Below are 18397 nucleotides of genomic sequence, written 5' to 3' on the forward strand. Positions count from 1 at the left end.
TGTAACGATATATCCGCGAATGATAAATGTAAAATATCCATGTGATACATAGACTAAGCGTGATGATAAAAATTAGATAAATATAATTGGCCATAGCGCTCCCGACATACAATAGCGGCGCCGGTCAGCGATCATGCCTTGTCAGATGTTCATGCTTTTGATTTTCTGATTATGGTGACGTTTGCAGGGAAGCAGCATGGCACAAGATCTTCGGGACTTTCCATTTCGCGTGGTCATCCATGAAAAGCACTCCGCCCAAGGGGTGCTTGACTGGCTGGACAAGAATATACGCAGCGACAGATGGACCATGGGCATTCGCAATATCGAACTGCCGCGTGCGACTCAATCCGCCCCCATCGTCGACATGGTGATCTATTTTGCCCGTCGGGAGGATATGGAGCTTTTCCGTGAACGCTGGGCTGGCAAGACGCGCGAACATAAGGTCAAACTGAAATTCTGGCGCGCCGCGCTCTATGCCCTGCTGCACCCGAAAATGGAAATGATCGCCTACGAAAAAATCGACGACAGCCCGAAACGCATCCGCCCGGGGGATCCGGAAACAAGCATCAAGAAGCCCTGAAACGAAACAACCCCGCATCTGGTATGCGGGGTTGTTCGTCGTGCTGCCCTCAAGAGGCTTGCAGATCGTGATTACTTCGGCAGTTCGGCATCGATGCCTTTGATGTACCAGTCCATGCCCAGAAGCATTTCGTCGGTTGCATCTTCGCCTTCCTTGATGCGCAGTTCGCCAGCCTGATCATAGATCGGGCCTGCGAACGGGTGGATTTCACCCGATGCGATCTTGGCTTCGGTTTCTTCGGCCAGTGCTTTTACGTCATCAGGCATATTGGTGTAAGGTGCCATGTCGACCATACCGGAATCAATACCCCCCCAGGTGTCGGTCGATTCCCATGTGCCTTCGGCAACAGCCTTGGCACGCGCGACATAATATTCGTCCCAATGGTCAACAATCGCAGTCAATTGAGCCTTCGGTGCGAACTTGATCATGTCAGATGCCTGACCAAAACCGACGATACCGCGGTTCTCGGCAACCTGAAGCGGCGCCGGGCTGTCGGTGTGCTGAACCATGATATCAGCGCCCTGGTCGATCAGTGCCTTGGCAGCGTCGCCTTCTTTGCCCGGATCATACCAAGTATTGGCCCATACGATTTTGACTTTAACGTCCGGGTTAACCGACCATGCGCCCAGCATGAACGAGTTGATGCCACGAACTACTTCCGGGATCGGGAACGAACCGACATAGCCGACAATGTTCGACTTGGTCATTTTACCGGCGATCACACCAGCAACATAACGACCTTCATAGAAACGCGCGGCATAGGTCGAAACGTTTGCATCACGTTTGTAACCGGTTGCATGTTCGAATTTCACATTCGGGAACTGCTTGGCAACCTTGACGGTCGGGTTCATGAAACCGAACGAGGTGGTGAAGATCAGGTTATGACCGGTCTGGGCCAGCTGGCGGATCACGCGTTCGGCGTCCGCACCTTCCGGAACGCTTTCGACATAGCTGGTGGTGGCATTGTCACCAAGGGCAGCTTCGATTGCCTGACGGCCGATATCGTGGCGATAGGACCAGCCATGGTCACCGATCGGGCCGACATAGACAAAGCCAGCTTTGACTTCTTCGGCCTGGGCAGCACCCATGCCGAGTGCAAGTGCACCGGTTGCCACAACGGCGGCAAGCGTGCGCTTCACGAGGTTTGCATTCATTATTTGGTCTCCCTGTTAATCAGCTAATCAGGATTTAAACCCAATTGTTTACGCAATCAATGACGTGTTCTTGTCCAGACCAAGACTCAGCCAAACCGGCCGCATGACACAAGACCGGTTTGATTGAGTGTTGGTCCGATACGCACTTCCTCCCACCGGGTCGGGGTACCCTTTGACGCACCCCGATCCCGTTTCACCAGCCCTATTGTGCGGGCCGGAACGCCTGCCCGATACAGGCAGGTGCATTCAGTCTGATCTTTGCGCGATCACTAGAAATGATCACCAGTACAATCACGGTCGCAAGATATGGCAGCATCGACATGAATTGCGACGGCACATGCACGCCTGCACTTTGCGCATGAAGCTGCAATACCGAAATAAGCCCGAACATATAGGCACCCGCCAATAGACGACCCGGACGCCATGTTGCAAACACGACAAGCGCCAACGCGATCCAGCCGCGCCCGGCGGTCATGTTTTCGGCCCACATCGGCGTATAAGACAGCGAAAGATATGCCCCGGCAAGGCCTGCCATCGCGCCGCCAAACATGGTAGCCATATAGCGGATTTTGATCACCGAATAGCCGATGGCATGCGCGGAATGATGGGAATCACCAACCGCCTTGAGGATCAGCCCCCCTCGGGTACGCGACAGGAAGAACCCAACCGCAATCACCATCACAATCGACAGATAAACCAGAAAATCCTGACCAAACAGGATTTCGCCAACCAGCGGAATATCGGTCAAAACCGGGATATTCAGCCCTGGGAGCGGTTCGATCGCAAAGCCGACAAAGCCGGAACCAACAAGGGCTGAAAAACCCACCCCGAAAATGGTCAGCGCCAGACCCGTTGCGACCTGATTGGCCATCAGGGTCAGGGTCAGAAAGGCGAAGATCAGCGACATCAGCATTCCGGCAACGATTGCCGCCAGAATACCCAGAATGGCCGAGCCGCTTGATGCGGTGACCGCAAAGCCGGAAATCGCGCCCACCAGCATCATGCCTTCGACACCAAGGTTAAGCACCCCGGATTTTTCGGCAATCAGTTCGCCGGTCGATGCCAGCAGAAGCGGGGTCGATGCCGTAATCACGGTCAGGATCAGTGGAATGAGCCAATCCATTATGCGGCCTCCCCTTTGGCTGCCGGGGTTCCGAAACGAACCCGGTACTTGGTCAAAACATCACAGGCCAGCAGGAAGAACAGCAAAATCCCCTGAAACAGGCCGGTCACCGCATTTGGTAGCCCCAACGTAATCTGGGCCAATTCCCCACCCAGATAGGTCAGCGCCATAATCAGCCCGCCAAACAGGATACCCAGCGGATGCAACCGCCCAAGGAAGGCAACGATAATTGCCGTAAAGCCATAACCGGGCGATATGGCAGGCTGCAACTGGCCAATCGGCCCGGCAACCTCGAACAAACCGGCAAGACCGGAAAGCGCGCCGCCCAACAACAGGGTAAACCAGACCATGCGTTTCTGACGGAACCCGACATGGCGGGCGGCCTGTGGGGCCTTACCAACCACACGCAGCTGGAACCCGATCACCGATTTCGACAGCAAAATCCAACCGGCAATCACCACCAGCACCGCAAAGGCGGTTCCAAGATGAACGCGCGTGCCGTCATAAATCACCGGCAGCAGGCCAGCATCCGGGAATGGACGGGATTCAGGGAAATTGAAACCTTCGGGGTTGCGCCACGGACCATGCACAAGGAAGCTCAGGAAAAGCGTTGCGACATAGGTCAGCATCAGGCTGGTCAGAATTTCGTTGGCATTAAATCGGGTGCGCAGAAGTGCTGGTATGCCGCCCCAGAACGCCCCGCCAATTGCCCCAAGCACAAACATTGCGGGCAACAGGAACATGCTTTCACTGTCATAAAAATAAAGCGCAAGACCACCGCCGAATATGGCGCCCATGGTCAATTGCCCCTCGGCACCGATGTTCCAGACATTGGCGCGGAACCCCATCGACAGCCCGATGGCGATGATCACAAGCGGGGTTGCCTTCACAAACAGTTCGGAAATGCCATAGCTGTTGTTGATCGGCAGGATGAAAAATGTGTAAAGCGCATCAAACGGGTTCTTGCCCATAAAGGAAAAGATGATCCCGCCGACTATCAGCGTCATGAGAATTGCCAGAACCGGCGACAGATAGACCATCGCCTGACTATGCTGGCGACGGGGTTCAAGCCTGACCAACGCGATCTCCTTCGATAAGCTCTTTCGTCTTCAGGGTTACGTCGCCATCCAGATCGTGAAGTCCCCCCATCAACAAACCGATTTCCTCGACACTGACATCGGCCATTGGCCGCGGGGCGGACATCTTGCCTTCGGACATCACCACCACCTGATCACAGATGGCGAAAATTTCGTCCAGATCCTGCGAAATCACCAGAACCGCCGTGCCCTTTGCCGCCAGATCAAGCAATGCCTGATGGATGGCACTTGCCGCACCGGCATCAACACCCCAGGTCGGCTGTGAAATCACCAGTACGCCCGGATCCTGAAGGATTTCACGCCCGACGATAAACTTCTGAAGGTTCCCACCCGACAGGCTTCCGGCCTCGGCCGAGGCACCGGTGGTACGCACATCAAATGTCTTAATAATCTTGTCGGCAAATGTACGGGTTGGGACTTCGCGGATCAAACCACGCGCGGACAGCGCCATGCGCCGGAACGCGGTCAAAAACCCGTTTTCCGAAAGGCTCATATCAGGAACAGCGCCATGCCCGTTGCGTTCCTCAGGCACAAAAGCCGCGCCAAGCCGACGGCGTCGGCGCGGACCAAAATGTGCAACCGGATTGCCATCAATCTTGATGCAGTCGGGTGTGCCGATGATTTCGGTTTCACCGGCCAGTGCCTGAAACAGTTCGTTCTGGCCATTTCCGGCGACACCGGCAACGCCCATGATTTCCCCGCCCCGCACCTTCAGGCCAATCCCCTTAAGGTCGGTGCCAAACTGTTCGTCACTGATCAGTGACAGATCGGAAATATCAAGACGCACATCACCGAATCTGCGCGTGCCGCTGCGATCGGGTGCTGTCAGTTTCTGGCCGATCATCATTTCGGCCATGGATTTCGCCGTCTCCTCGCGCGGGTCACACCCGCCGACGACCTTGCCTCCGCGCAATACGGTTGCCTTCTGACACAGTGCTTTGACCTCGTGCAGTTTGTGGCTGATATAAAGGATTGCGCAACCTTCGTCGGCAAGACGGCGCAATGTTTCAAACAGCTTTTCGACTTCCTGCGGTGTCAAAACCGATGTCGGCTCGTCCAGGATAAGCAGCTTGGGATTTTGCAGAAGACAGCGAACGATTTCGATCCGCTGCCGTTCGCCAACCGAAAGTGTATAAACATGACGATCAGGATCAAGCGGCAGACCATAGGTCTTTTCGACCTCGATCACCTGCTGACGCAGGGCAGCCATATCGCGCACGTCATTCATCGCCAGCGCAATGTTTTCCAGAACCGTCATGGTTTCGAACAGCGAGAAATGCTGGAACACCAGACCAACACCCATTTCGCGCGCGTCATGCGGGCTATGGATCGTGACTGGCTTGCCCTCCCACAGCAATTCGCCCTGATCGGCCTGCAGCACGCCATAGATGATTTTTACAAGCGTACTTTTACCCGCACCATTTTCCCCCAGAAGGGCATGGATTTCACCAGGTTCGATACGGAAACTGATATCGTCATTTGCCAGACAGCCCGGAAAGGCCTTGGTCACACCGCGCACTTCAAGCTGCGCTGGTTTTGACCCGCCTGTCATCGCCAAGCCTGTATCTGATCCGGTATTCCCGGTCGTCGACGTCACTGCTGCCACCCCTAAATTGCGATCCGATCACGCACACCGAAGGTATTACCCGTTCACGGTTTGCTAATCAAACGGTCTCAATACGCGATTTTGTCTTCTTTGGCATCCCAGGCCGCAAAGACATCACGCGCTTCCCCTAAATCCAGATGTTCGCACGGCAGGCTCCGATCCGGGATCGGTTTTGCCACTTCATCATACAGGAATTGATCGTCAAAGCCGATTGCCGCGGCATCATCGCGGGAATTGGCATAATAGATCCGGTCAAGACGCGCCCAATAGATCGCCGAAAGGCACATCGGGCATGGCTCGCAACTGGTGTAAATCTCGCAACCGGCAAGATTGAAGGTACCAAGCTTTTCACAGGCAGCACGGATGGCGCTGACCTCTGCATGAGCGGTCGGATCGTTGCTGGATGTTACCTTGTTCCAGCCTTCGGATACGACTTCGCCGTCCTTGACAATGATTGCCCCGAACGGGCCGCCACAGCCTTCTTCCATTTTTGTCCGCGACAAATTCACGGCATGGAGCATGTGTTTATGCTTGGCATCACACACAGCCAAATCTCCCTATATGAACTCCTGATCCGGTAAACGGATCCTCCTGATCAGGCCGCTATTGGCGCGGCCCTTTATCATTTATATGCCTTGCAATGAAGGCTTTATCATCCGGCAAGGCCGTCTTGTGCGATCCTGTTCACCGGATATTGCGCCAGACGTGCTTCACGCACGGACAGCAATTGCACTGCAACCGATGCCGCAATGATTGCCGGCTGTTTGCCGGTAATGCCCTGAATTCCAATCGGGCATGTCAAACGACCGATTTCCGTGTCACCCAACCCGCGATCCTTTAATCGCCGGACAAAGCGCGTGCGTTTGGTCTGGCTTCCGATCATGCCGACAAAACCAAGATCATTCCGCATCAAGGCCGCCCGACAGATATCAAAGTCCTGCGCGTGGCTGTGCGTCAGGATAAGCGCGAAGGCATCGGGCGGCATGTCGCCCACCTCGTCCTCGGGCCTTTCGCTTTGATGCAGATGAAGTTTCGATGTTTCCGGCAGGGTCAGGTATTCATCACGCGAATCGATCAAATGAAGATCGAACGGCAAGGGGGCCAGTGCCTGAACAATCGCCTGCCCGACATGCCCGGCACCAAACAGCCAAAGCGGCGCTGCCCCGTCATCAAGGCGCAGGCACAGCTTCTGCTGCCCCGCCAGATCACATAATCCTCCGCGCCCCCCGGCAAACAGGCGCTCCAATGCATCGGCATCCTGAATACTGGCCGTTTCAAGATGTTGGCTTTCGCCCATCGATAAAATCGCCCAAGCACGATGAACAGGACCGGCATTGCTTTGCGTATTTCGGATCGCTGTCGCCAACTGATGCTTTTGCATCGAGCTCAGCAGGTGAAACGCAATATCGACAGAACCGCCGCAGCATTGGCCGAGCCCTGGCCCCAACGGGAATGGAACCAGTTCCGCATCAAAATCCCGCCCCAGATTCAGGATTTCACGCGCCCGAACCGTCACCTGATGTTCCATATTGCCACCACCAACCGTCCCGACAATGTCGGCTTCACTGATCAGCATAAATGCCCCTGCCTCGCGCGGGGTGGACCCGCGAATGGCCGCCACACTGACCAGCATCACCGGATCGGATGATTGCAGCAAAGCGATATGGGCGTCGGGTGACAGGCGCATGATGTCTATTCCCCCGCCGCCGGAATCGCATCATGACTTTGGGCAATCATGCCCTTGGCCACATTGGCGACCGCATTCAGGACGGCCTCGGGCGTTGCCGGGGCATTCAGCATCGGGATCACCTTGTAATCTCCGACCGATGCGATCGCATCAGCAATGGCACGATGCACTGAAATCGCCAGCATCAGCGGCGGTTCACCAACAGCCTTTGATCGGTGAATGGTTTTTTCAACGTTTCTTCCGGAAGACCACAATTCAAGACGGAAATCTTCCGGTCGATCCGAGCATGCGGGAATTTTATAGGTGGATGGCGCATGCGTTCGCAAACGCCCTGCATCATCCCACCACAATTCCTCGGATGTCAGCCATCCCATGCCTTGAATAAAGCCGCCTTCGATCTGACCACGGTCAATCGCCGGGTTCAGCGACCGGCCGACATCGTGGCTGATGTCAACGCGTGTGACCTTATATTCGCCCGTCAGGGTATCGATCATCACCTCGGAACAGGCCATGCCATAGGCAAAGTAATAGAATGGCCGACCCGACGCGGTTTCACGGTCGTAATGGATTTTCGGTGTCGCGTAATAGCCCGTCGCTGAAAGCGAAACGCGCGCCAAATAAGCCTGTTTGACCAGATCGGCAAATTCCAGCTCGGTCACACCGCCGATAATCACCCGGCCCGGAACAAACCGGACGGCGGCCTCAACCACACCATATTTTTCCGCGGCAAAAGCAATCAGGCGCGATTTGATGGTAATCGCGGCGTCGCGCGCGGCCATGCCGTTCATATCCGCGCCGCTTGATGCCGCGGTTGCCGATGTGTTGGGAACCTTGCCAGTGTTGGTTGCCGTGATCTTGATCCGGTCGAGATCAATCTGGAATTCCTCGGCCACGACCTGGGCGACCTTGATAAACAGGCCCTGCCCCATTTCCGTCCCGCCATGGTTCAGATGCACCGATCCGTCCTGATAAATATGGATCAATGCGCCCGCCTGATTTAGGAAGGTCGTGGTAAAGGAAATGCCAAACTTGACCGGCGTGATCGAAATGCCGCGCTTGATCACCGGGCTTTGCGCATTGAACGCGTCGATTTCCTCGCGGCGCTTGCGATAGTCGCAAGATGCCAGAATATCGTTCGTCAGTTCCGCAAGGACGTTATCCTCGACCGTCATGTGATAGGGCGTCGTGTTGCGGTCGGTTGTCCCGTAATAGTTGGCGATCCGCACATCAAGCGGATCGCGGCCAATCGTCATGGCGATTTCATCGATGATCCGTTCAATCGCAACCATGCCCTGCGGCCCGCCAAAGCCGCGAAACGCGGTATTGGACACCAGATTGGTTTTGCAGCGATAGGACCGGATTTCGACATCGCCAAGGAAATAGGCATTGTCGGTATGGAACATCGCACGATCACAGATCGCGGCCGACAGATCGGCCGAGAAACCGCAATTGGCAGCATATTGAATATCCAACCCGCAAATCCGGCCATCATCATCAAAGCCGACATCATATTCGACGATAAAGTCATGGCGTTTGCCGGTCATGACCATGTCATCATCGCGGTCCAGACGCATTTTCGCCGGGCGACCAGTTTTAACCGCAACAATCGCCGCCAGTGCCGCCCATTGTGATGCCTGCGTTTCCTTGCCACCAAAACCACCGCCCATACGGCGCACTTCGACGGTTACCGCGTTGGCGGGACGGCCAAGGACATTGGCGATATTGTGCTGAACCTCGGACGGATGCTGGGTCGAGCAATGCAAAAGCACGTCACCGTCTTCCTGCGGAATGGCAAAGGTGATCTGGCCCTCAAGATAGAAATGGTCCTGCCCACCGATTTCCATCGCCCCGGACCGGCGATGTTTCGCGCGCACCAGTGCCGATTTGGCATCGCCCTGCGCCATGACATGGGGTGGCGCGACGAATTGCTGTTTTTCCAGTGCTTCCTTGACGCTCAGGATCGCGGGTAGTTCTTCATATTCGATCTCAGCCAGCTTGACGGCATTGCGTGCCTGTTCGCGGGTTTCGGCGGCAACACAGAAAACCGGCTGACCGTAAAACTGCACAATCCCGTCGGGCAGAACCGGATCATCATGGGTATGGGCGGGTGACACGTCATTGACACCGGGCACATCATCCGCCGTCAGGACACACACCACACCGGGGGCGGATCGAACCTTTGACAGGTCCATTTTCGTGATTCTGCCATGTGCAACGGTTGCCGCACCGGGGGCCAGATGAAGAGTGCCGAACGGTTCAAGAATATCGTCAACATAAACCGCTTCGCCCGCGACATGCTTCGGACCGCTGTCATGCTTGCTGGCGGAGCGAATCCCACCCGAAAGCCCCGGTGTCGGCGCCAGAAGCTCACCCGGGTCTTTGGTATCGATGACTTTGGATGCGTTGTCAGACATGGGCAGCCTCCCTGCCAACCAGACGGGTGGCAATTTCAGGTGCCGTTGTTTCGATAAACAGTTTGGTCAAAAGATTTTGCGCGACCAGCATGCGGTATTCCTTGGATGCCCGCATATCAGACATCGGGTCAAAATCCTTGGTCAAAGCCAGTTGCGCCGCGTTCAGACTGGCTTCGTTCCAATCCTTGCCAATCAGGGCTGCCTCACACTTTTTGGCCCGCATCGGTGTTCCGGCCATGCCACCAAATGCCGCACGGAATTCGATCACCTTGCCGCCATCAACCCGAATGGCAAAGGCCGCAAGAACCGCCGTAATATCCTGATCAAACCGTTTGGAAATCTTGTAGGCCTTGAACTGCACCCCGGCCGCAGGCTTCGGAATGATGATGCTTTCGACGAACTCGCCCTTGGCCCGGTCCTGCTTGCCATAGGTGATAAAGAAATCTTCAAGGGCAACTTCGCGACGGATATCGCCCATGCGCAAAACAATCCGCGCACCCAGCGCAATCAGGGCCGGTGGTGTATCGCCAATTGGCGATCCATTGGCGATATTGCCACCAACCGTCCCCGCATTGCGGATTTGCCGTGACCCGATCCGGCGGACCAGCTCTCCGACATCACCGGCAATCATGCCAAGTGCGTTATGGGCATCGCTATAAGTCACACCGGCACCGATAGTCAGAACACCATCCTTTTCCCGGACCGATTTAAGATCCGCGACATCCCCGATATAAATGATCGGATCAAGCCGTTTGAGCATCTTAGTCACCCAAAGCCCGACATCCGTCCCGCCCGCCAGCACCGTCGCATCGGGATGGGCCACCAAAAGTGCGGCCAGTTCATCGCTGCTGCGGGGGGCGAAATAACGCCCCACCGGCATTTCAAGTGCCAGCATGTCGGCACCTTCGATCATCGCGGTCAATCGGGTCGCGATATCGGAACGGCGTTTTTGTTCGACCGGATCGGTTGCGCTTATGCCACCGGCCTTGCGAGCGGCTTCGATGATTGGTCCGTAACCGGTGCAACGGCAAAGGTTCCCGGCAAGGGCATCATTGATGGCACCCCGGTCATCCTCGCCCCCATCCAGCCAAAGCTGATACAGGCTCATGACAAAGCCCGGCGTACAGAAACCGCATTGCGAACCATGGGTTTCCACCATGGCCTGCTGCACCGGATGCAGGCTGCCGTCATCGGATTTAAGATGTTCAACAGCCAGAAGCTGCTTACCATCAAGGGTTGGCACAAACTGGATACAGGCATTGACCGTCCGGTAACGCATGCTGCCCTGACTATCCGGTTCGCCCAAAATGACCGTGCAGGCACCGCAATCGCCTTCGGCACAGCCTTCTTTGGTCCCGGTCTTGCGCTCGTTTAAGCGCAGCCAGTTCAGAACCGTCATTTGCGGATCGATATCACGCAGGCTGCGTTCTTCGTTCCCGAACAGGAACCGGATATCATCGCGCGTATCAAGGGCCGGTTTGGTCATGATGGCCTCAGCTGCCGCGATAGATGGAATAGCCAAACGGCGAAAGCAGCAGCGGCACATGATAATGCGCCTGCGCATCTGAAATACCGAACCGGATTACAACCTGATCAAGGAATTTCGGTTCCGGCAGATCAAGACCGATGGCATCGAAATACGCACCGGCATGAAAGACAAGCTGATACTCGCCCGGCTTGAACGAAGCACCATCAAGCATTGGCGCATCGGTTCGCCCGTCGGCATTGGTTACGGCTTCGGCAACCAGATCATCATGGCCATCACCAAAACGGTGCAGCTCGATCCGGATGCCGCCCGCCGGGCAACCTTTTGCCGTATCAAGAACATGGGTAGTCAGTCGTCCCATGCCGGGCCTCCTCTTTTCTCTCTCATGCGGTGGTCGGTCGCTTCTTCCCTGGTCGGCTTTTCTGATTGATCGTTTTATGCCGAACGAATTTATAGCGTTTCAAAAAGGTCGCATTAGGACACGGATCGTGGAAAGAGGTGATAAAGTGAAACTATATCAATAATTCTTTGAAAAACGATTGCCACAGCTTCGTGCAGAATACGATCAAAGCCGGATAAAAAGCTTTTAAAAGCCAACAAAAAACCGGCCAAAGCGATTTCCCGTCCAGGAACATTATCAAAGTCATATTGATAGTGCGGCATAATCATCCATCAATCAGCGCGCAGGAGTTCTTCCTTGCTGCGCTGCGACCTATGGTTAATGCTACACCAAACAGCCCGCATGACAAAGCCGGGCGTTGCGATATCAGGAGAGGCCAAAGATGACCGAACAAAATTATGCACGCGACCTGATTGGCTATGGCCCCAATCCGCCAAAGGCCAACTGGCCGGGCAAGGCCCGTGTTGCGGTCCAATTCGTGCTGAATTACGAGGAAGGTGGTGAAAACTGCGTTCTGCACGGGGATCGCGCGTCCGAGGCATTTCTGTCGGAAATCATCGGTGCCGACATGCGCGAAGGCGTTCGCCATATGAGCATGGAGTCGATTTACGAATATGGTTCGCGCGTTGGTGTCTGGCGTATCCTGAACCTGTTCCGCGAACGGCAAATTCCGATCACCATCTTTGCCGTTGCCATGGCGCTGGCCCGTCACCCGAAGGTTGGCGAAGTCGCGATGCAGGATGGTCATGAAATCTGCTCGCACGGCTATCGCTGGATCGATTACCAATATTTCCCCGAAGAACTTGAACGCGAACATCTTCACAAGGCCATCGACATCATCAGGGATGTGACCGGGGAGCGCCCGCTTGGCTGGTATACCGGGCGTACAAGCCCGAACACCCGACGGCTTGTCGCCGAAGAAGGCGGCTTCCTATATGACGCCGATGATTACAGCGACGAACTGCCTTTCTGGTCTACACAGACAGACACACCGCATCTGATCGTGCCCTATACACTTGATGTCAACGACATGCGCTTTGCCGCCATGCAGGGCTTCAATTCCGGCGAACAATATTTTCAATATCTGAAAGACAGTTTTGATACTCTTTACGAAGAAGGTGCCGAAACGCCGCGGATGCTATCGGTTGGTTTACATTGCCGTCTTGTCGGCCGGCCGGGGCGGTTTGCAGCCCTGAAACGCTTTGTCGATTATGTGCGCGGTCATGATGATGTCTGGTTTGCACGTCGCGTCGATATTGCGCGTCACTGGCGTGAACATCATCCGTTTACCGAAAACAAATAAGCATCAAGAAAAACAAGAACTGAAATGGCCGTTATGACCAAACCTGAAAAATCATTGTTCGAAACCCGACCGCCCAGCACCTTGGCGCAAAGCGCCTTTGTCTCGCTGTATGGCGGGGTTTACGAACATTCCCCCTGGATCGCAAAGCAGCTTTATGATCGCGGCATCACGTCTGCCCTTGATACCCCCGATGCACTCGCCGATGCCATGGCCGCCGTGGTAAATGGCGCGGTTGACGATGACAAACTGACACTGCTTCGCGCCCACCCTGATCTTGCAGGCAAGCTTGCCTTGGCGGAACTGACGCATTCCTCGCAGAATGAACAAACCGGTGCCGGACTTGATCAATGCACGCCAGACGAACTTGCCCGTTTTACGCAATTGAATGACGACTACAAAAAGAAGTTCGGTTTCCCGTTCATTTTTGCTGTCAAAGGGTTCCATCGGACCGACATCCTGAACGCATTCGAACGCCGCGTTAAAAACGATGTTGAAACCGAATTTAACGAGGCCATCCATCAGGTACATCGTATCGCCAAGCTGCGCCTCGAAGCCCTTTGATCGCCAATGACTGGCCTGAACAAAATAACCAATAATCAGGATTTAAAAGCCATGAGCCATCACACAAACCTTGATGCCCCGGAATTTACCCGGCGTTTTGTCAATTTGGCCGATGAACGTCTGGGCGCAGAGGCAATCTTTGCGACCGATGATTTCTTTGCCGACAAGCAACGCATGCTGCAAACCGCGGATGCGATTTTCTATCCGGACAAATACGATGACAATGGCAAGTGGATGGACGGCTGGGAAAGCCGCCGGAAACGTGTGGAAGGTCATGATTACTGTGTGGTGCGGCTGGCAACATCGGGCCGGATTTACGGTGTCGATATCGATACCAGCCACTTCACCGGCAACTTCCCGCCCGCCGCATCGCTTGAGGCATGCTATTGCCCGGATGGCGATCCCGTAGATGATGCGACCTGGACCGAAATCGTCGCCCCGATCGGGCTGCGTGCCGGTGTCGGTGCAGAAGCCCACCATTATGCCGAAGTCACGGCAGAAGGCGTTTTCACCCATGTGCGCCTGCATATCTATCCCGATGGCGGTATTGCCCGCCTGCGCGTTTATGGACGTCCGGATCGCGACTGGTCAAAAATGGCAAGCAGTGCCGATCAGGTTGATCTGGCAGCCATGATCAATGGCGGCGTGGTCCTGACATGGTCGGATGCCCATTATGGTAACCCGAATGCCATTCTGGCACCGGGCCGGGGCATCAATATGGGTGATGGCTGGGAAACCCGGCGCCGTCGCGAACCCGGCAACGAGTGGCTGGTTGTTGAACTCGGCCATCCTGGCGAGATTGAAAAGATCATCGTCGATACCTGCCATTTCAAGGGTAACTATCCCGACCGGGTTTCCATTCAGGCCGCTTATGTCGATGGTGAAAAGGACAAGTCGCTGCGTGCACGATCCATGTTCTGGCAAACCATTCTGCCCGAACAGAAAATGCAGGCCGACCATATCCACGAATTTGATGCATCAGTGATCGCAAAGCTTGGACCGGTATCGCATTTGCGCATCAATTCCATTCCGGATGGCGGGATCAGCCGCCTGCGCATTCTTGGTAAACCGGCAAAGCGATAAGAACGATGAAACTGAAAGTCGAACCGCTGACACCAGCATCGTTTGCCCCGTTTGGTGAGGTGATATCAACCGCCACAGCGCGGGATGAATACAAGATCAATCTGGGCACAACGACGCGGTTTCACGATATATCACGCGTTGATGTCGGGGATGAAGGTGGTGCACCAATCATCAGCATTTTTCGCGGCACACCGCGCCCGATGCCGATTGAAATCAAAATGATGGAACGCCATCCGCTGGGCTCGCAGGCCTTTATGCCACTAAGCGGTCAGAAGTTCCTGATCGTTGTGGCAGACGGTTCAGACACCCCCGCCCCCGAAAATCTGCGTGCCTTTATCTCGGATGGATCGCAGGGAGTGACCTATGCCAGGAATGTCTGGCACCACCCGCTTCTCGTGCTTGAACCAGAAAGCGACTTTCTGATCGTGGATCGCAGCGGGCCGGGCAACAACCTGAACGAGGTCGACCTGCCGATGGTCAATGGCACCACCATCACACTTGACTGGCCGCAGACCTGATATCGCATCACCAAGACATAGCACCCTGATCGATTTCGATCAGGGTCGGTTTGCCAATCCCAGATTTGCAAGATACCGGTGCAGTTCGCTGGCATCGCCGACGACGTCCTCGGCACCGGCCTGCATCAACATTTCGGCATCTTCCGGATTGCGATGACCGCCACCAAGAAAGCCGACTGCCCGCATCCCGGCCGCCGCAGCGGCAATAATGCCGGCTGGACTGTCTTCGATCACGAGGCAGCTTTCGGGATTTGCACCGCATTCGCGCGCCGCATGCAGGAAGATATCCGGGGCAGGTTTGCCATTGTCCACTTCCTCGACCGAGAAAATCCGCGCCCCGAAGAAATCAAGCAGCCCCGTAATCCCAAGACACATATCAAGCCGCGCCAAATCGCTGCCTGATGCGACACAAACCGGCACGCTCAACGATTTCAACAAGGTGTCGATACCGCTGATTGCCCGAAGATCGGTTTCAAAAAGATGTGCGAGCAAATCTTCACATTCTTTCTGATAATGCGCCGCTTCGATTGCAGTCGCGTGTTCATCATTCAGACGGGCGATCATCCCGGCATAGGACACACCGCCAAACCGGCGTGCCAGATCATCCGAAGACAATGCAATGCCGTGACCTGCAAGTATCTGAACATCGACGGCAAAAGACAGAACTTCGCTATCGATCAGCACACCGTCACAATCAAAGATGACCAGATTGATCACTGCGTTGCCGAACCGCCCCCCAGATCAAGGGCGAGCAATCGTTTCTGAATTTCCTGGGACAGCACCGCACTTGGCTGCGCACCAAGGGCACGCTGATAGGCAGCACGTGCCATCTCGGTCTTGCCCATTGCAAGGGCGTTGTCGGCAAAATGCGCAAGATGTTCGGCCGTCGGCATTGCTTTGTTAACCGCAATGAATATCTCTTCGGCTTCCTGATATTTGCCCTGTTTGTAAAGCACTAGTCCATAGGTATCTAATATCGCTGGGTTTTCAGGCTGAACTTGCAAAGCGCGTTTGGTCAGGCGCTCTGCCTCGGCGAGATTTTCACCTCGCATTGCATAGTGGAATGCAAGCCAATTGGCAGCTTCAATATTCCCCGCATTCGATGCCTGGGTTGCTTCTGCCAGCATGGTGTTACGATAGGTTTCCATCACCGCCTTGATGGCATCGCTATCAAGACCATCAACCCATGTCAGACCGACACGAACCGCCTTGCATCCCTTGCCACCCTTTTCCTGACAAAGGGCAACGGACTCTTCAACCGCGCCCAGCACGGTGGCACTCGGTCCAGCGGCATATTCAACCCCGGCCTCGTCACGCGACAATGCCTTGAAATCAATCATCGCACGATAACGCTCATCGACCGGTTTTTCTGCCGAGCTGGCAAACATGTCCTGAGGCTCCCATTTCGGGGAGGTATCGCCACAGGCCGCCAAAGTCAGAAGTGCTAAACCCACAATGAGATGATGTGTCCGGATCAACAAAGCAGTCATTCCCTGATGCTGTTTCATATGATGACTAAGCATAACCCGCCCCGATTAGGCAGGCGTTAACGATATTGCCCCCAACGTGCCCCACCGATCAGAAGGTCGGAGTAACGTGGCGAAACGATCTCGAAATTTCCGTTGGCAAGATCACGCAACATCAACTCGTGGTCGATTTCACTCTGGTCATGGAAGAAACTGGCTACAACCTGCCAACCATTATCCTGGGCTCCATAGCGATACACATCAACATAGTCGCGTGTCGTGAAAAAGGCCGCCTCTTCCATGCCATCCCCGTCAAGGTCAACCATCAACAGTGCACACTGGTTCGGGGCCCCTGTACCTGAAGCTGCCTTGCGACAGAAACGACGATCATATTCAAGCTGGCCTTCCAGCAGGGTCTTAACCGCTTCCTGAGGTATCTGGTGTTGCGACGGGTAGACCGGAATATTGTCAATTCCGGCCTTCATTCGATCACCATCAGGATCGAAATAGCTGCGTAGTTCGGCAAGTGGCGGCACCACGTCGGGATTTGCGCTCCCAAGTTCGGCAAGTGCCTCCTCGCCCGGCATTCCAAGATTTCGGGCAATGAAAGCAAGATCAGCCGTGTCCCAGTCTGTCATAGATGACAGACGGCTTTGCTGATTGCGCGCCGAAATGCTGACCGGATCAAGGAAGGGCAGATGCATGATAAAGGCCGTCAAGGCCCCGCAAATCGCGATATGGCCAAACGCCCTGCGCAGGGAGACCGGGGTTGACTGACGACGGCCAAATGCCGCCACCGAAAGCCAGACCGTCGCCATCAAGACAAATACCGCCGCCCAGATCGCATAAACCCGCGAAGGGGTCAGGCCATATTCACGCACCCGGATATAAATCGTCGCCATCGCAATCAGGGCGAATATCGGCGCCATCCATAATGTAAAGCGAAAGACGCGATCACCAATCCGGCCAAACAGAGTTGTGCCTTCGCCTGCCTGAACCGCACCAAAAAGCAAATAGCTAAGCCCTGCTGCGGCAGCCATCACGGTCCACCAGACACCAAAATCCTGATCCAGCAGAACTTCCCAGCCGCCAAGTGCGGCTGCAACCAGAAACAGGAAAAGCCCGGATGCCTGGATCGGATACAGAATGCGGAACATACCGCCAATCACCTGACGGACCGGGATCAGAAGCCCCGATTTTTCCCGGGCAATCAGAATACCGGTGGCAAAGGCCGCCCCCGAGAGCGGCAAGGCAACATATGCCTCGCTAATCAGTTCCCAGATCTGGTCGATGCCAACCAGAATCAACAGTGAACATAGCGCATAGAAAACCGGCCAGAAAACGGCAACCCCGACCAAACCGAAAGCCAATGCCAGCTTGATCGACCAGATTTCCGGCACAAGTGCCGCCCGATCCGGATAGTTTGGCAAAACGGTCGTCTGCAACGGCCCCCAAATGCGCCATATTCCAACAGCGACCCCGACCCAAAGCGCCTGACAGGCCAGCAGGGCGAAAATGGCGGTTTCGTCAGTATACTCGAACCCGACCAGATGCTGAAACGCCAATACCTGCAGGGCTGCAAGCAATGGCAGGACGAGCGTCACGGCAAGATCAACACGCAGCCGACGCACCCCGATGGCAAACCAGCTGCAATAAGCCAGTCCGGCGATAAACGTCATCAGGCTCGCCAGAAGATAATTATCCTCCCAGCGATAATCGATCAGATACCAGAATGCGAAGCCATATGCCGCGCCGCTCAAGGGGAACAGCCAATGCGCCTTTTTCATGGGTTTGCCTTTGCTCTCGCCCGATTATCCGGGTCAGGTTTTCTTTATGAACGATATTAAAACAGAAAAAGCCGCCGGGATCATCCGATCTCCGGCGGCTTTAACTTTTTGTCTTAAAAAGACTTTTGTATG

Annotated in this window: 17 protein-coding genes; 5 read left to right on the forward strand and 12 right to left on the reverse strand. The window is 55.1% G+C overall.

Features of this window, described 5'->3' with window-relative positions; genetic code table 11:
• Nucleotides 1–196: 196 nt before the first annotated feature.
• Nucleotides 197–580, forward strand: coding sequence for a hypothetical protein (locus tag R1T41_RS05870; RefSeq protein ID WP_062960631.1), 384 nt, complete (start codon nt 197–199; stop codon nt 578–580).
• 71 nt (nt 581–651) lie between these two features.
• On the opposite strand, the gene R1T41_RS05875 is transcribed toward R1T41_RS05870, so the two are convergent.
• From R1T41_RS05875 to uraH, 9 genes are all read right to left on the reverse strand, one after another.
• Nucleotides 652–1734 carry a BMP family ABC transporter substrate-binding protein gene (locus R1T41_RS05875; RefSeq protein WP_258547379.1) on the reverse strand — a complete coding sequence of 361 codons (1083 nt, stop codon included), beginning with the start codon at nt 1732–1734 and terminating at the stop codon, nt 652–654.
• Nucleotides 1735–1936: 202 nt separating this feature from the next.
• Nucleotides 1937–2857 (reverse strand): ABC transporter permease, encoded by a 921-nt coding sequence (locus R1T41_RS05880; RefSeq protein WP_317340575.1) that lies wholly within the window; start codon nt 2855–2857, stop codon nt 1937–1939.
• Nucleotides 2857–3936, reverse strand: coding sequence for an ABC transporter permease (locus R1T41_RS05885; protein WP_114109455.1), 1080 nt, complete (start codon nt 3934–3936; stop codon nt 2857–2859). Before R1T41_RS05885 ends, R1T41_RS05880 begins: the two co-directional genes overlap by 1 nt.
• Nucleotides 3923–5506 (reverse strand): ABC transporter ATP-binding protein, encoded by a 1584-nt coding sequence (locus tag R1T41_RS05890; RefSeq protein WP_317341567.1) that lies wholly within the window; start codon nt 5504–5506, stop codon nt 3923–3925. The genes R1T41_RS05885 and R1T41_RS05890 overlap by 14 nt, the downstream gene beginning before the upstream one ends.
• 122 nt (nt 5507–5628) lie before the next feature.
• On the reverse strand, nt 5629–6081 hold the full coding sequence (locus R1T41_RS05895; RefSeq protein ID WP_114122998.1) for a nucleoside deaminase: 453 nt from the start codon (nt 6079–6081) through the stop codon (nt 5629–5631).
• Between the two features lie 131 nt (nt 6082–6212).
• Nucleotides 6213–7247 carry a xanthine dehydrogenase accessory protein XdhC gene (xdhC, locus tag R1T41_RS05900; RefSeq protein WP_317340578.1) on the reverse strand — a complete coding sequence of 345 codons (1035 nt, stop codon included), beginning with the start codon at nt 7245–7247 and terminating at the stop codon, nt 6213–6215.
• Nucleotides 7248–7252: 5 nt separating this feature from the next.
• On the reverse strand, nt 7253–9661 hold the full coding sequence (gene xdhB / locus R1T41_RS05905; protein WP_317340580.1) for a xanthine dehydrogenase molybdopterin binding subunit: 2409 nt from the start codon (nt 9659–9661) through the stop codon (nt 7253–7255).
• Nucleotides 9654–11147 (reverse strand): xanthine dehydrogenase small subunit, encoded by a 1494-nt coding sequence (xdhA, locus tag R1T41_RS05910; protein ID WP_317340582.1) that lies wholly within the window; start codon nt 11145–11147, stop codon nt 9654–9656. Before xdhA ends, xdhB begins: the two co-directional genes overlap by 8 nt.
• Nucleotides 11148–11154: 7 nt before the next feature.
• Nucleotides 11155–11508: a hydroxyisourate hydrolase gene (uraH, locus tag R1T41_RS05915; RefSeq protein WP_317340584.1), complete on the reverse strand. Its 354-nt coding sequence runs from the start codon at nt 11506–11508 to the stop codon at nt 11155–11157.
• Nucleotides 11509–11929: 421 nt separating this feature from the next.
• On the opposite strand from uraH, the gene puuE reads away from it, so the two are divergent.
• The 4 genes from puuE to R1T41_RS05935 are packed head-to-tail and all read left to right on the forward strand — an operon-like array spanning nt 11930 to nt 15012.
• Nucleotides 11930–12850, forward strand: coding sequence for an allantoinase PuuE (puuE, locus tag R1T41_RS05920; protein WP_317340585.1), 921 nt, complete (start codon nt 11930–11932; stop codon nt 12848–12850).
• A gap of 33 nt (nt 12851–12883) precedes the next feature.
• Nucleotides 12884–13411 (forward strand): 2-oxo-4-hydroxy-4-carboxy-5-ureidoimidazoline decarboxylase, encoded by a 528-nt coding sequence (gene uraD, locus R1T41_RS05925; RefSeq protein WP_168177083.1) that lies wholly within the window; start codon nt 12884–12886, stop codon nt 13409–13411.
• A 51-nt stretch (nt 13412–13462) separates the two neighbouring features.
• Nucleotides 13463–14494, forward strand: coding sequence for an allantoicase (gene alc, locus R1T41_RS05930; RefSeq protein WP_317340586.1), 1032 nt, complete (start codon nt 13463–13465; stop codon nt 14492–14494).
• A gap of 5 nt (nt 14495–14499) precedes the next feature.
• Nucleotides 14500–15012 carry an ureidoglycolate lyase gene (locus R1T41_RS05935; protein WP_317340587.1) on the forward strand — a complete coding sequence of 171 codons (513 nt, stop codon included), beginning with the start codon at nt 14500–14502 and terminating at the stop codon, nt 15010–15012.
• Nucleotides 15013–15051: 39 nt separating this feature from the next.
• Here the strand turns inward: R1T41_RS05935 and R1T41_RS05940 are convergent, their stop codons facing one another.
• From R1T41_RS05940 to R1T41_RS05950, 3 genes are all read right to left on the reverse strand, one after another.
• Nucleotides 15052–15729 carry an HAD-IA family hydrolase gene (locus R1T41_RS05940; protein WP_317340589.1) on the reverse strand — a complete coding sequence of 226 codons (678 nt, stop codon included), beginning with the start codon at nt 15727–15729 and terminating at the stop codon, nt 15052–15054.
• On the reverse strand, nt 15726–16400 hold the full coding sequence (locus tag R1T41_RS05945) for a tetratricopeptide repeat protein (RefSeq protein WP_317340591.1): 675 nt from the start codon (nt 16398–16400) through the stop codon (nt 15726–15728). Before R1T41_RS05945 ends, R1T41_RS05940 begins: the two co-directional genes overlap by 4 nt.
• Nucleotides 16401–16558: 158 nt before the next feature.
• Complete coding sequence (locus R1T41_RS05950) at nt 16559–18265, reverse strand: DUF4153 domain-containing protein (protein WP_317340593.1); 1707 nt, start codon at nt 18263–18265, stop codon at nt 16559–16561.
• Nucleotides 18266–18397 lie beyond the last annotated feature (132 nt).

It is taken from the genome of Thalassospira lucentensis (assembly GCF_032921865.1).
Taxonomy (GTDB): domain Bacteria; phylum Pseudomonadota; class Alphaproteobacteria; order Rhodospirillales; family Thalassospiraceae; genus Thalassospira; species Thalassospira lucentensis_A.

Bases quoted from the DNA above. Each gene is read 5' to 3' on its own strand.
- alc (WP_317340586.1), top strand. From the start codon at position 13,463: ATGAGCCATCACACAAACCTTGATGCCCCGGAATTTACCCGGCGTTTT.
- R1T41_RS05870 (WP_062960631.1), top strand. From the start codon at position 197: ATGGCACAAGATCTTCGGGACTTTCCATTTCGCGTGGTCATCCATGAA.
- R1T41_RS05945 (WP_317340591.1), bottom strand. From the start codon at position 16,400: ATGTTTGCCAGCTCGGCAGAAAAACCGGTCGATGAGCGTTATCGTGCG.
- R1T41_RS05950 (WP_317340593.1), bottom strand. From the start codon at position 18,265: ATGAAAAAGGCGCATTGGCTGTTCCCCTTGAGCGGCGCGGCATATGGC.
- R1T41_RS05935 (WP_317340587.1), top strand. From the start codon at position 14,500: ATGAAACTGAAAGTCGAACCGCTGACACCAGCATCGTTTGCCCCGTTT.
- uraD (WP_168177083.1), top strand. From the start codon at position 12,884: ATGACCAAACCTGAAAAATCATTGTTCGAAACCCGACCGCCCAGCACC.
- xdhA (WP_317340582.1), bottom strand. From the start codon at position 11,147: ATGACCAAACCGGCCCTTGATACGCGCGATGATATCCGGTTCCTGTTC.
- R1T41_RS05880 (WP_317340575.1), bottom strand. From the start codon at position 2,857: ATGGATTGGCTCATTCCACTGATCCTGACCGTGATTACGGCATCGACC.
- xdhB (WP_317340580.1), bottom strand. From the start codon at position 9,661: ATGTCTGACAACGCATCCAAAGTCATCGATACCAAAGACCCGGGTGAG.
- uraH (WP_317340584.1), bottom strand. From the start codon at position 11,508: ATGGGACGACTGACTACCCATGTTCTTGATACGGCAAAAGGTTGCCCG.
- R1T41_RS05875 (WP_258547379.1), bottom strand. From the start codon at position 1,734: ATGAATGCAAACCTCGTGAAGCGCACGCTTGCCGCCGTTGTGGCAACC.
- xdhC (WP_317340578.1), bottom strand. From the start codon at position 7,247: ATGCGCCTGTCACCCGACGCCCATATCGCTTTGCTGCAATCATCCGAT.
- puuE (WP_317340585.1), top strand. From the start codon at position 11,930: ATGACCGAACAAAATTATGCACGCGACCTGATTGGCTATGGCCCCAAT.
- R1T41_RS05890 (WP_317341567.1), bottom strand. From the start codon at position 5,506: ATGACAGGCGGGTCAAAACCAGCGCAGCTTGAAGTGCGCGGTGTGACC.
- R1T41_RS05895 (WP_114122998.1), bottom strand. From the start codon at position 6,081: ATGCTCCATGCCGTGAATTTGTCGCGGACAAAAATGGAAGAAGGCTGT.